12 protein-coding genes, 1 tRNA gene and 1 pseudogene are annotated in these 13152 nt (G+C 62.1%); 6 read left to right on the forward strand and 8 right to left on the reverse strand.

Going from position 1 to position 13152, the window contains the following annotated elements; all coding sequences use genetic code 11:
• Positions 1 to 2: 2 nt before the first annotated feature.
• The 7 genes and pseudogenes from ACKAMS_RS19880 to ACKAMS_RS19910 all read right to left on the reverse strand — a co-directional run bounded on the left by ACKAMS_RS19880 (position 3) and on the right by ACKAMS_RS19910 (position 5580).
• A complete protein-coding gene (locus tag ACKAMS_RS19880) occupies positions 3 to 989 on the reverse strand; it encodes a DUF1839 family protein (RefSeq protein ID WP_070385479.1) in 987 nt (328 codons plus the stop codon).
• The gene (locus ACKAMS_RS19885) at positions 989 to 1945 is read right to left on the reverse strand and encodes an amino acid--[acyl-carrier-protein] ligase (protein WP_031333718.1); all 957 of its coding nucleotides are present in this window, start codon (positions 1943 to 1945) and stop codon (positions 989 to 991) included. Before ACKAMS_RS19885 ends, ACKAMS_RS19880 begins: the two co-directional genes overlap by 1 nt.
• Positions 1942 to 3131, reverse strand: a pseudogene (locus ACKAMS_RS19890) (acyl-CoA dehydrogenase family protein). Before ACKAMS_RS19890 ends, ACKAMS_RS19885 begins: the two are co-directional and overlap by 4 nt.
• On the reverse strand, positions 3128 to 3370 hold the full coding sequence (locus ACKAMS_RS19895; protein WP_003946296.1) for an acyl carrier protein: 243 nt from the start codon (positions 3368 to 3370) through the stop codon (positions 3128 to 3130). The pseudogene ACKAMS_RS19890 and the gene ACKAMS_RS19895 overlap by 4 nt, the downstream one beginning before the upstream one ends.
• Entirely contained in the window at positions 3363 to 3809 is a 447-nt protein-coding gene (locus ACKAMS_RS19900; protein ID WP_408989419.1) for a holo-ACP synthase, read from the reverse strand. The genes ACKAMS_RS19895 and ACKAMS_RS19900 overlap by 8 nt, the downstream gene beginning before the upstream one ends.
• A 286-nt stretch (positions 3810 to 4095) precedes the next feature.
• On the reverse strand, positions 4096 to 4737 hold the full coding sequence (locus tag ACKAMS_RS19905; protein ID WP_003946317.1) for a ScbR family autoregulator-binding transcription factor: 642 nt from the start codon (positions 4735 to 4737) through the stop codon (positions 4096 to 4098).
• 189 nt (positions 4738 to 4926) lie between these two features.
• Positions 4927 to 5580, reverse strand: coding sequence for a TetR/AcrR family transcriptional regulator (locus ACKAMS_RS19910; RefSeq protein WP_019744652.1), 654 nt, complete (start codon positions 5578 to 5580; stop codon positions 4927 to 4929).
• 154 nt (positions 5581 to 5734) lie between these two features.
• On the opposite strand from ACKAMS_RS19910, the gene ACKAMS_RS19915 reads away from it, so the two are divergent.
• The 6 genes from ACKAMS_RS19915 to ACKAMS_RS19940 all read left to right on the forward strand — a co-directional run bounded on the left by ACKAMS_RS19915 (position 5735) and on the right by ACKAMS_RS19940 (position 11828).
• Positions 5735 to 5805, forward strand: a tRNA-Gln gene (locus ACKAMS_RS19915).
• Positions 5806 to 5883: 78 nt separating this feature from the next.
• Entirely contained in the window at positions 5884 to 7332 is a 1449-nt protein-coding gene (gene glmU / locus ACKAMS_RS19920; protein ID WP_080909203.1) for a bifunctional UDP-N-acetylglucosamine diphosphorylase/glucosamine-1-phosphate N-acetyltransferase GlmU, read from the forward strand.
• Between the two features lie 73 nt (positions 7333 to 7405).
• Positions 7406 to 8386 carry a ribose-phosphate diphosphokinase gene (locus ACKAMS_RS19925; RefSeq protein WP_020970292.1) on the forward strand — a complete coding sequence of 327 codons (981 nt, stop codon included), beginning with the start codon at positions 7406 to 7408 and terminating at the stop codon, positions 8384 to 8386.
• A gap of 239 nt (positions 8387 to 8625) precedes the next feature.
• A complete protein-coding gene (locus ACKAMS_RS19930) occupies positions 8626 to 9282 on the forward strand; it encodes a hypothetical protein (RefSeq protein WP_024487329.1) in 657 nt (218 codons plus the stop codon).
• A 78-nt stretch (positions 9283 to 9360) separates the two neighbouring features.
• Positions 9361 to 10941, forward strand: a complete 1581-nt coding sequence (locus ACKAMS_RS19935) for an SLC13 family permease (RefSeq protein ID WP_408989420.1) — start codon at positions 9361 to 9363, stop codon at positions 10939 to 10941.
• On the forward strand, positions 10941 to 11828 hold the full coding sequence (locus ACKAMS_RS19940) for a cyclase family protein (protein ID WP_047888909.1): 888 nt from the start codon (positions 10941 to 10943) through the stop codon (positions 11826 to 11828). Before ACKAMS_RS19935 ends, ACKAMS_RS19940 begins: the two co-directional genes overlap by 1 nt.
• A gap of 3 nt (positions 11829 to 11831) precedes the next feature.
• Here ACKAMS_RS19940 and ACKAMS_RS19945 read toward each other — a convergent pair whose 3' ends face one another.
• Complete coding sequence (locus ACKAMS_RS19945) at positions 11832 to 13037, reverse strand: PQQ-dependent sugar dehydrogenase (RefSeq protein WP_408989421.1); 1206 nt, start codon at positions 13035 to 13037, stop codon at positions 11832 to 11834.
• Positions 13038 to 13152 lie beyond the last annotated feature (115 nt).

Here is a 13152-nt window from a genome sequence, read left to right on the forward strand (position 1 = left end):
TGTTAGACCAACCTCAAGTGTCGATGCGAGTCGACGCCGATTGTGTCGGCAACGACTTCCATCGCTCTCTTCCACGACACGGCCATCTCGTCGAGTTGCTCACGCGGGTCCACCGCGCGGCCCCTGGAGGCACGCGCCATCTGAAACTGCACGCTCTTGGCCCCGGACGCCACTTTGCGGAAATCTGGCGCAGCTTCGCCTGTCCCGGAGAAACCTGCAGTGTCCAAAAACTCGCTGGCGTCGGCTGCCAGCTCCGCGCTGGCACCACACTGACGAAGTAGCCCGAAGGACCAGAGGTGAAAGGCATCCATACCCGCCCCCTGCACCCATTCGAGGTCGTCGATCACCCGGCGTCCCAGCTCTCGCACGGGATTACCCGCGGCTCGAACCGCTACGTTCCGCCGAGCCACTTCGGCGATGTTTCCGGCGTTGGTCGCGTGAACCGGATTCAACCTGATCTGTTCGACGTAGGGCACGAACGAAGGAAGTGAGGAACGATCGAGATCGAAGACACCGGAGAAATCGTCGCCTCGCAGCAAGTAGTACCCGCTGTTGTGGAAGTATTCGAGCTCGCCGGCAACGCGATCGATCCGATTGGGCACGATCGTGGTCTTGGTGTGCCCCTCGTGATAACTCGTTCCGAGAGTGTCGGGAAGCCAGTATCCGTCGACTTCAACCGTCGACAGCATCCCAACCGCGAGGTTGTCCTCGACATGGATCAGCGGGGCCCGCCAGACGTTCATCTCGGCGACTTCGATTCCGTACAGCGCGTAGATGTCCTCGGCCTTGAGCTTGAGGAACGTCCACTGAGTCCCGTCGAACCGCGATGAGAAGGCACATGCCAGCGCCGGGACGGGGTCCAATCCCAGCGAATGCAACACTTCGATCCACAGATCCGTATAGCAGTTGGTCTGCGCCCACACCCGGTCGTCCTGGTGCAACGAATGGGGTTGGTAGCGATCAGGTGAAATGTCGATGAGCCGGGACATCAGATGCCCATTCGTTCGCGTACGGAGGTTGGCCACGCAGCCACATCAAGACCATGAGTCCGCAACAAGGACAACGCGATTCGCTCCATCCCGAAGCCGACGCACGAGCTGTGCGCCACCTCCCCCTCCGCCGTTCGGATGTCGAAGTTGACACCGAAATGGTCGAGATGGTTGTTCGAGGACACGATCGCCGTGCCCTCGTCGAGATCTCCGTAGAGCCGAACCGTCAGTTCCGTCTTGAGATTCTCTTCACGCTGGTTGGCTGCAAGCATCTTTCCGGCGCGTCCGAAGAAAGGATCATTGGCAATCACCGGGGTGGCGTCGAGTTCGAGCCGGCCGAGCACCTCGAGCCCCCGCTCGATCCAGTGCTCGCGATGCGCTCGCGCTGCCGCGGCGTCACCGATCGTCACGAACTCGTGCATCCGAAACGCTTGCATGCGAGCCGGATCGATCGCCGGTTCGTGCCGGAAGCAAAAACCGTAGATGTCCAGCAGCACCCCGCCTTCGGGGAGAACTCCGGTGTATCGCGCATAGGCAGGATGGCACGCTGCGGAGACGAGCATGGTCTCGGTCGGCTCGAGGTGGCGATCCCACGATTGTCCGTCGGCGCGATCGGCCAGCAGTCGCGCGTGATCGCGATTGGAACCAGCGAAGGTGTTGATGGCGCCGGTGAGGTTGGGAAACGAAGCGATGTAGTCGGTGCGCTCGAAACTGCTACGAGGGAACACCGGCGGGAACCGCAGCCGAGTCGCGGCGTCGCCTGGCCCCGCTGCAACCACCACTCGGTCGATACCGTCGACGATGTCCTCGAACACGCCGGAACGCCCGTAGAGTCCCGGTACCTCTGTCTCGACTAATAGTCCTTCGACGAGCAGTTCGCGTTGAAATGCAGCCCGAGCCCGATCCAGATCGGTCTCGCCTGTCACAGTCTCGGTTGTCACATTCTCCGTCGTCATAGCGTTCCCCGGTATCCGATAGCCATGTGCGCTGAACCTGCCATGATTCGATCGTTGTTCACCATCACCGCTGCGCCGTGCGCGTCACGAAGGTGCCGACCGAGCGAAAATTCGGTGTCCTCGCGATATCCCGAGATGCCACAGATCAGCATTGTCTGCCCCACGATTTCCACCACCGCGGTGGAGGCTGTGACTTTCAGGTTGTTCATCGCGAGCGAAAAGCCCACCGCTCCTGTCGCCTCGAAATCGGCGGCGCCTTCCGCAGCGTGGACTGCGCGGTCGTACCTGCGTGCAGAGGCGTCGACGAGATCGGCGAATTGTTGTGCCGAAGCAGCAACTTCGGCGAGCCGCAGCGCTCCGGGGGAAGTGACTCCGGGCTGCTTGCGTGCGGCGGCACGCACGTACTTGCGTGCCTTCTCGACTGCAGCGTCGGCAATTCCCAACCACACCGAGCTCCAGACGACGTGCGAGACCGGAAGCATCGTATGGGTGGAGATATCGGAATACGGTACGTCGGCGACCATCTCGGGCGTCGAGGTGGCCCGAAGGATGTAACCAAGACTGCAAGTTCCCCTGAGTCCCAGCGTGTTCCACTCGGTGGTGCGTTCGAGCGTCAGGTCTGGGGTACGACACACAACGAGAACCTGATCGTTCGGCTGACTCTCCGGGGTTCGCCGAGCCGTCACGACTATCGCGTCGGAGTGTTCGCCGTACGAAATGACAGCGCGTTCTTGATCAACAGCAGATGACCGCCCAAGTCTTCGACCGCGCAGTAACTCCGGCTGACGTCACCACCGATTCCCAGCTCAGTGGTTGCCGATGCCAACAGCAGTTGCTTGTCGACCGTTTCTTCGACAAACCCGCGTAGCGCTTCGGTGTTGCCGTGCTTGACCAACGAGTAGATCTGCGTCTGATGCATCGCGAAAATCATTCCGCTTGCTGCACAGCGTGTTCCGATCACACGGGCGATCTGCGACACTTCCTGCAGCGAGAGTCCTTCGCCGCCTAGTTCCCTCGGCACAGCTACCGACAGCAGCCGTTCGCTTCGCATGGCGTCGACAGTTTCACGCGGAAACCTTGCCTCGGCATCGACTTCGTCGGCCCACACCGCTGCAACTTCGTCGGCCAACCGTGTGGCCCGCTCGAGGGCTGTCCCGGTGGCGCACTGCGATTGCGGAGCGTTCATGCAGCACCCAACTCCGTCAACGCACCCTCGATCGCCTTGACGCTTGCGAAAGTACTCTTCCGCAACAACTCGTCAGGAAACTCGATGTCGAACGAATCCTCCAGCGCCAACATGACATTCACGCTCGCGTGCGACGTCAAACCCAACTCGTAAAGATCGGCCTCTCCATCGATCGTGCTCACGTCGACTGCCAGTCGACCGTGCTCGACGAGCACTTTCCGAATTGCCTGATCAATCATCAGCGATGTCGTCCTTCTTTTCGATGCGAGCGCCCGAGCGTGTTGCGATCACCATTGCGATGGCCACGTCCGCTTCGTGCGAGATAGATACTTGAAAATCGTGCAGATCCTGGGCCCGCGCGAGTTCCGCGGCATTGCCGGACAGCGTCACCCCACAGCCACCCCACTCGGCCCGAGTGATTTCGATGGAATTCCATGGAACGGGGATGTCACCAGGCCGCAGTACCTTCACAACAGCCTCTTTGGCGGCGAAGCGTGCAGCCAATCGCTGATCCCGCGCCGGCCCGGCGCACGTCTGCAATTCGTGCCGGGTAAAGGTCCGATCGAGATACCTCCGCCCGAAGAGTTCGATACTTCGAGTGACATCCACGACGTTCACTACGTCACAGCCGATCCGCGGGCCGATATCGAGCATCGGCGTCGGCGCAGTGTCACCCATCTGTTGACTCCCCATCTGGGGTCGTACACGCCGGGCAGCCCCCTATGCTGCCCGGTGCGCCGACGCCGTCACCCTGCCCTGACAAACCTTCATTCTCAGCAATTCTTCAGCTACCGGTAGAACATACCGCAATCCGAAGATGATGGGCAAGATCAGACTTCCAGATTCCCATCAACACTATAAACATACTCTCAGTTTGTTTCGAATGTAGAACAAAGAGAACAATGTCGCTACCAGGACATTTGCAGAAAACTGACCAAAGGAGCAGTGCGGAGCGCCAGTGATTTCAGTGATCGCTGGCAAGGCGGCGGGCCGCGAATTGCCTGAAGTACTCCACTTTCGATTCCGGGACCACGATCGGGAGTATCAGGTTCCACGATGCCTTCATGGAGTCCGAAAGCTCACGAACGGTCCCGGTCGCGGCTGCCATCAGCCGAACTCCGGACGCCACTTCCAACAGGAAACGAGCGATGTCAGCAGAATCCGCGTCCGAACGCAGATCACCTTCGTCTGCCGCACGGCTGGCAAGTTCACGGTAAATATCGAGCCACACGTCCAGAGTCGCCGGCCCGGAGCCCCGATAGTCCCCGATCTCGACCAACAAGCGGAACGTTGCTCTAACCATGGCGTCATGCGCACCGATGTCGACGATGACCGACGAAATACCGATCAGCGACTCGAGTGCGGGAGTGCGACGGTCCAACCAGAGCTCACATTTTGCGTCGAAACGCGCCGAACCCTCGTCGATCACCGCCCGCGCGAGTTCTTCCTTGGACCCGAAATGGAAGTACAGCGCGCCTTTGGTCACCTGCGACTCGGCGATGATCTCGCTCAAGCTGGCATTGGCATAACCCAGGCGCAAGAACACACCCGCTGCTCCGCGCAGCACCGAATCACGGGTGGCTTCTGCCCGTTCTTGCCTCACCATCGATCCGGCCTCCAATCACCACACATCGAACGAATCCTTGGTCTTACCCGTTCACAGCGTCAAAATGGAAGGCACGGTTCGGCATTCAACCCACCCTGCAAACAAATGAGACATTTGCCCATCAAACGATCGTGATACAGCGAACACAGCTTAGACCGCGATCCATCTCTGCGCGGCAGGCGCGCCTGGTTAACCCTCCAATTGTGGGTCGGCTTCCAGATTCGTCAGCCCATTCCAACACAAATTCACGAGGTGAGCGGCGACAACTTCCTTCGACGGAGTCCGCTCGTCGAGCCACCAAGTAGCCGTAGTGGACACCATGCCGACAAGCGCCTGTGCGTACATCGTTGCTAGTCCGGGGTCGAAACCGCGTCTGGAGAAGTCCCCCGCAAGCAGGTAGCCCACCTGACTGATCGCATCGTTGAGCAAGCTCGAATACGTCCCACTGGGCGCGACGACGGACGAATCGCGCACGAGTATCCGAAATCCGTCAGTGTGCTCTTCCACGTAGGTGAGCAAAGCCAACGCAACCCGCTCGACTCGAACTCTCGAGCGATTTTGCGAGAGCGAAGACGTGATCATCTCGAGGAGTCGCGACATCTCCCGGTCCACTACTACGGCGTACAGCCCCTCCTTGCCGCCGAAGTGCTCGTACACGACCGGCTTGGACACGTTTGCTCGCTGGGCGATCTCCTCGATCGACGTCGCTTCGTATCCCCGTTCGGCGAACAATGCCCGCCCGATCTCGATCAGTTGTTGCCGACGTTGGGTACCGGTCATCCGGATCCGTGTCACTCGTTCGGGAACTGGATCCCCGCCACCCGAACCGGACACCGCCGCCATTGTCTTCCTCTCGCCGACACACAAATTACTGCTGTGGACGCTCAGCCTATCGGGACTTCGGGGACCCAATCAGAGGAGCGGTTCGACCTACGGCGGGTCGGCATGCGATTATTCTTGCGCGCGTTCGGCCGCAAGGCTCGGCAATGCGTGGCAATCCGCCGTGGTGTAATGGCAGCACCTCTGATTTTGGTTCAGATAGTTCAGGTTCGAGTCCTGGCGGCGGAGCTGGTGAACAACATGCATTTTCCGAGCGGAAATGCGTGTCTTGATCGACAGTTTGATCGACAGAGGGAGCTCAAACCAGTGCAGACCGCCGTGATCGTTCTCGCAGCGGGTGCCGGTACACGAATGAAGTCGAAGACTCCCAAGGTCCTCCACACTCTCGCCGGACGCAGCATGCTGGCACATTCGCTTCACGCGGCAACCTCACTGAACCCCACGCACCTGGTGACCGTCGTCGGTCACGATCGTGAGCGTGTCACCGAAGCAGTCAACGCAGTCGCGGGTGAACTGGGCCGGCCCGTCACCGTCGCCGTTCAGGACGAGCAGAAGGGCACCGGGCACGCCGTCAGTTGCGGACTCGAGGGTCTGCCGGCCGACTTCGCCGGAACCGTACTCGTGACGGCCGCCGACGTGCCGCTGCTCGACGGCAAGACCATCGCAGACCTCCTCGCTCAGCACACTGCCGCCCCCGCGGCCGCGGTCACGGTGTTGACGTCGACGGCCCTCGACCCCACCGGCTACGGACGGATCCTTCGCACGACGGACGGCGAAGTCAACGCCATCGTCGAAGAGAAGGAAGCCACCGATTCGCAGCGCTCGATCACCGAGGTCAATTCAGGTGTCTACGCCTTCGACTTCGAGACTCTGCGCGATGCGCTGGCGTCTCTCGACTCCAACAACGCACAGCACGAGTTCTATCTCACTGATGTGATCATGATCGCCCGTCGCGCGGGCAAGCGTGTTCGCGCGCAGCACATCGCGGATTCGGTTCTCGTCGCGGGCGCCAACGACCGCGTGCAGCTCTCGACGCTCGCCCGCGAGATGAACCGTCGGATCCTCGAGACCTGGATGCGTGCCGGCGTCACCGTCGTCGATCCGGCGAGCACGTGGATCGATTGCGGCGTGCACATCGCACAGGACGTGACGCTCCTGCCCGGAGTTCAGTTGACCGGCACAACGTCGGTGGGCGAGGACGCCGTGATCGGCCCCGACACCACCTTGGACAACGTGAGCGTCGGGGAGCGCGCGCAAGTCGTCCGCTCCCACGGGACCGACTCCGTAATCGGAGCCGACGCGACCGTCGGTCCTTTCGCCTACCTGCGGCCGGCTACACGCCTCGGTGACCACGGGAAGATCGGCGCATACGTGGAAACGAAGAACGCGGACATCGGCGAGCATTCGAAGATTCCGCATCTTACCTACGTCGGCGACGCCACCATCGGCCATCACAGCAACATCGGGGCTTCGAGCGTCTTCGTCAATTACGACGGCGTGAACAAGAGCCGTACTGTGGTGGGGTCGCATGTGCGAACCGGTTCCGACACGATGTTCGTCGCCCCGCTCACCGTTGGTGACGGCGCATATACCGGGGCCGGAACCGTTCTGCGAAACGACGTACCGCCAGGGGCGCTTGCCGTCTCCGGTGGTTTGCAGCGCAACATCGAGGGCTGGGTCCAGAAGAATCGTCCCGGCACGCCCGCGGCCGATGCTGCAGCAGCAGCACAACCTGACGGCCCTGCAACAACCTGACAGCCCTGCAACAACCTGACAGCACAGATCACCACCAGATCGACCGGCAAGTACAAAAGGATGGCATGAACCAGTGACTGCGAATTGGATCGACAACCAGAAGAACCTGATGTTGTTCTCGGGTCGCGCACATCCCGAGTTGGCGGAGCAGGTGGCGAAGGAACTCGACATCAGCGTCACCCCGCAGACCGCGCGCGACTTCGCGAACGGTGAGATCTTCGTTCGATTCGAAGAGTCGGTTCGCGGCTCCGACGCGTTCGTCCTGCAGAGTCATCCGGCACCGCTGAACACGTGGGTGATGGAGCAGCTCATCATGATCGACGCTCTCAAGCGTGGATCGGCCAAGCGCATCACTGCCGTTCTTCCGTTCTACCCGTACGCCCGCCAGGACAAGAAGCACCGCGGACGCGAGCCGATCTCCGCTCGCCTGATCGCTGACCTGCTCAAGACCGCCGGCGCCGATCGCATCATCACGGTCGACCTGCATACCGATCAGATCCAGGGCTTTTTCGACGGCCCCGTCGATCACATGCACGCACACAGCCAGTTGGCCAACCATATTCGCGCGGGCTACAACCTCGAGAACATCACGGTGGTCTCCCCCGACTCGGGCCGCGTTCGCGTCGCCGAGAAATGGGCCGACTCGCTCGGCGGAGCGCCGCTGGCGTTCATTCACAAGACGCGCGATCCCTTGGTACCCAACCAGGTCAAGTCCAATCGCGTCGTCGGTGATGTCGAAGGTCGCACCTGCATCCTGATCGACGACATGATCGACACCGGCGGAACCATCGCCGGCGCGGTCAAGGTACTCAAGGAGGCCGGAGCGGGTGACGTCGTCATCGCTGCAACCCACGGCGTCCTCTCCGACCCTGCTGCCGAGCGTCTGTCGACGTGTGGCGCAAAGGAAGTTGTTGTCACCAATACACTTCCGATCGACGAGTCGAAGAAGTTCCCGACGCTGACGGTGCTGTCCATCGCACCGCTGCTGGCTCGCACCATCAAGGAAGTTTTCGAGAACGGTTCTGTGACTTCGCTGTTCAACGGCAGCGCCTAGTCTCACGCTGCTCTACGGGCGCGTACCTGTGACTTCACGGTCACTGGTACGCGCCCGTCGTCGTCTTCGTGAACACCACAGAAACAGACCACCCGGTCATCATGAAACCACCTGTGGGACACACGAATACCACCGAATACGGCATTCAGCATGATCTTGATCACGCCCACGACCAGAAACCCAGGTCGATGTTGGGGCGGTGTTCACCGCGCCGCAATCTTCGCCTAGTGTGGCTCGTCGTGATCGACGCGCAAACCCTGGAATCCCGGCCCGAATCTCATTCCCTGAATTCATCAGTTCCGACGATCCGGCGGTGGCGCCCAGGATCTTGTGTCTGGTGCGGAGACGACAACTCCGTGGACATGTTCCGCAACGAACCCCGCTGTGGAAAATGTCGTGAAAACGAAGGCATCATCGACGACGCGAAGCGCTTCCTCGGTATGTACGGTCTGCGCCCGCTCGGCGGCACGCTGCAGTCCGACGACGACGAAGAACGCGAGTACCGCGTCAACGCTCGCGAGGCTCGCCGAGTTCTGAACGAAATCCGCATGGACGTCCTTCCCGATGCGGCCGCCGTTCGCAAGGCAATTCGGCCCCGTGCCGCAACGGTTGTCGCCGACACGTCACCCGCACGGGCTTCCCGCCCCGCCAGCACGGGCACAGCGACGCGCGTTGCCGCTCCGGTCAAGACGGACACCGTGGACATCGATACGCTCCAGGCTCGCGTCCTAGGGCTTCTCGATCAGCTCGGTTCGATCGACGAGCAGATCAAGGTCGCCGAGCTCGCACAAGGGTTGCCGGCGCGCGCGCGACTGAGCGATCTCAACAAGCAGAAGGCCACGGTTCTTCGCACGCTGGCCGCTCTCGAGAAGGCTCGCATCGCCGCCTCCAACTAATTCCTTCGCGTCCGTCCCACGGCCCCGTCTCCCTTGCGAGACGGGGCCGTTCTGTATGAGCAGGTACCTTTACGAATCGTGAATGACATCACCATCACCTTTGTCGTGCTTGCACTGGTCGTGGCGCTGTTCGTGTTCGGCCGAATCCCGGTCGGCATCATCGCGATCGGCACTGCCCTGGCGCTCTACGCCACCGGTGTCATCACGATGGAGCAGGCGCTTGCCGGATTCGGCGATCCCACGGTGGTGTTCATCGCCGCGCTCTTCGTCGTCAGCGAAGCCCTCGACGCCACCGGTGTCACCACGTGGGCGGGCGAGAAACTACTGGCGAAAGTCGGCGAATCCCGTGTCCGCCTCTTGAGTGCGATCATGTTGCTGGTTGCCGCGTTGACCGCATTGATCAGCGTCAACGGAGCCGTAGCCGCGCTGGTGCCGATGGTGGTCGTCTTGGCAGTGCGTCTCGGTAAGTCGACGTCACAACTGCTTCTGCCGTTGGCATTTGCCGCCCATGCCGGTTCGATGCTCACCTTGACCGGAACACCGGTCAACATCATCGTTTCCGAAGCCGCCGAGGAATCCGGGGCCGGTGCTTTCGGGTTCTTCAGTTTCACCTTGGTCGGTGCGCCGCTCGTAGTGGGAACGATCGCGATCGCCGTACTTCTCGGTCCTCACGTCCTCCCCCATCGTGCGGGGACGTCGATGTCGCCTGACCTGAGCCGGCACGCCAAGACCCTCGCGAAGCAGTATCAGTTGATGGGCAAGGATGCGCCGTCCGCAGAGCCCTTGATCACCAAGCACGACGGTGTGGTCGAAGTGATAATCCCGCCGCGCTCGGAAATGATCGGCGACAGGGCTTTTCCCGGCATGGTGACCGACAGTGGCGATCTGGTGATCCTCGCGGTCCAGCGTGCCGGTGAGGACTGCGGCCCGAAGGGCGTCAAGTTGGCGGCAGGTGACACGCTCCTCCTGCAAGGCAGCTGGGACGATCTCGACACGCACACCGCGGTCGATCCGAACGTCCTCGTGGTCGACGCACCTGGTCAGATCCGTAAGCAGGCAGCGCCGTTGGGAACTCGCGCGGTCATCGCCCTCGTCGTCGTCGCGGCGATGGTCGTGTTGCTGACCTTCGGATTGGTGCCGTCGGCGATAGCCGGACTCCTCGCGGCGTGTGCGATGGTTTTGTTACGAGTGATCAGCGTGGAGCACGCGCATCGGTCCATCTCGTGGACCACGTTGATTCTTGTCGGCGGAATGATCCCGCTCTCGACCGCGATCCAGCAGACCGGCGCAGCCGAGAAACTCGCTCATGCCTTCGTCGACGTCGTCGGTGGTGCAAGCCCGTATGTCGTCGTCGCCGGACTCTTCGTCGTGACGGCGACGCTGGGTCAGCTGATCAGCAACACCGCGACCGCGCTGATCATCACGCCGATCGCCATCTCGGTCGCCGGCGAACTCGATATCTCGGTGCTGCCCCTTCTGATGACGGTGACTGTCGCTGCCGCAGCCTCCTTCCTAACACCCGTCGCCACTCCCGCGAACATGATGGTGATGGGACCTGGCGGATACAAGTTCGGCGACTACTGGAAGCTCGGACTCCCGATGTTGTTGTGGTTCCTGGTAGTTGCGACGGTGTTGATCCCAGTGATCTGGAGTTTCTGATGTGCTCACCGAAGGTGTTGTCGGAGGTCTACGAATCGATCGGACGAGAGGGCAGGAAAGTCAGCCGACGATCGATGTTCGCGGCGCTCGGCACTACTGCGCTCGGTGCGACCGTCGTGGCCGGCGCGGTGCAGCCCACTGCGTCGGCAGCGCCATCGGGTCGGACCATCGTCGATCTGACCCATGTACTGACGCCGGATTTCCCGGTGTGGCCGGGCGCGCGCTCGTTCGAGATGAGGAACCTGGCGAAGATCGCCGACGCCGGCGGGTCCATGGGCTCGCTCGGGTCCGCTGGTTTCGGCGGAAACTTCTACCTCAACGAACTCCGCCTCGAGGAACACACCGGTACGCACATCGACGCGCCCGCGCACGCCAGTGCGGACGGAATCACCGTCGAGAAGATTCCGGTCGCCGACCTCGTCGTACCGATTGCGGTCGTCGATATCAGCGCCCGAGCCGCCGTCGACCCTGACGCGTTGCTCACCCGCCAGAACATCCTCGATTGGGAAGCCGCCCACGGGACGATCTCTCCTCGCAGTCTGGTGGCGATGAACTCGGGCTGGGATACCCGGGCCGGTGCCGGCGGAGCCTTCACGAATCGAGATGTACACGGCGTGCAACACACTCCGGGATTCGCCCCCGAAGCGATCGACTTCCTCGTCCGCGAGCGCGACATAGTGGCCGTGGGTTCGGACACCCTCAGCATCGACGCGGGCCGAAGCACCACCCACGGGGCTCACCGAAGCGCTTTGGGCTCAGGAAAGTACGCAGTCGAAGCCCTCGCGAACCTGTCCGCACTTCCGGCCGTCGGCGCCACGGTGATGGTGGGAGCGCCGACGCATGCGGGTGGTTCGGGTGGTCCGTGCCGGGTCATCGCCTGGTATTGAAGATCAGGGCGTGGGCGTCACCCGCAGCACCCTGTCGCCTGCTCCGTTGTCGGTGGTCACCAGGAGCGAGCCGTCCGGCGTCGGAGTCACCGAGCGCAAGCGCCCGAACTGGTTCACCAATCCGAAGGTCTGCGCGTCGACCGAGCGTCCGTCGGCACTGAGGCGGAGGAAAATCAGTTCCTTGCTCTTGAGACCACCCATCACGAGTGCACCGTCCCAGGCGCCCCACGCGGCTCCGCCCGTGAAGGCAGCGCTGGCGGTAGCCAACGTGGAGCTACCCGAACGCCACACTGCCGCAATTGCTCCCGGCACTCGCACGGGATCGGTCATCGGCACGGATTCGTCGTACGTTCCGGGAAGCCGATCCGGGCGGTAGCCGTAATTTCCGCCGGGGGTAAGCAGGTTGACTTCGTCGTCGACGCTTGTGCCCTGTTCAACCGAGTAGACCCGGCCGGTTCCAGGTTGCACGGCCAAGCCTTGGACGTTGCGGTGACCGAGCGTGTAGACGGGGCTGCCTGCATTCGGATTCCCCGCTGCTGGAGATCCGTCGGCGTTGATGTGCAAGACCTTGCCGCCCAGCGAATTCGGATCCTGCGGAACGCTCGGCGTCGCGGTGTCACCCGTCCCGACGAACAGCGTTCCGTCCTGGGCCGCAAGAATTCGGCAACCCCCGTGACGCCCGGACGAGACCGGGATTCCTGGCAATACGGTTCCGGTTCGAGTGAGGGCGGTCCATCCGGCGTCGACGGTCCACGAGATCACTCGAACGTCCGTGACTCCCCCAGCGCTGAATCCCTGGCAGGTGTAGAGGGTGCGCGACTGAGCGAAGTCACGGGCAAGCGCGATGCCCATGAGCCCGGTTTCGGACTGAGCGTAGAGATCCGAAAGGTCAGCAGAGACTGGACCTGTCGTGTTGTCGCCTCGGCGAACGAAGAATCCGCCGGACCGTTGTCCCGTCAGGATCGCGCCGTCCGGGGCTGCCACGACGTCCCAGGGGTGATCGAGTCCGTCGACGAGTGTGGTGACCGACAGCTGCGGGAGGGTGTTCTCGATGGGGATGTCCGGGTCGTCACCGCCCAGCGATCCGGTACTGCCGTTGCCGAAACTGCCGGGGTCGAAGGGGAAGGGTTGAGCCACGCTCTGCGTTACCGGCATCACCAGTACTGCAGTCAGGGCCACGGTCAATGCGGCGAGCTTCGGATGACGCACGCGTTCTCCTCGGGTCGGAAACCGTTCTGCGCCTCACTATAAACAGACAAATCGGTCTGCGCTGCCGGAACCGAGCGCACAGAAGTCCTTCCCAGACGCGGAAACCCGCGTTTCG

This window comes from Rhodococcus sp. 5A-K4, assembly GCF_046097995.1.
Classification (GTDB): Bacteria; Actinomycetota; Actinomycetes; order Mycobacteriales; family Mycobacteriaceae; genus Rhodococcus_F; species Rhodococcus_F erythropolis.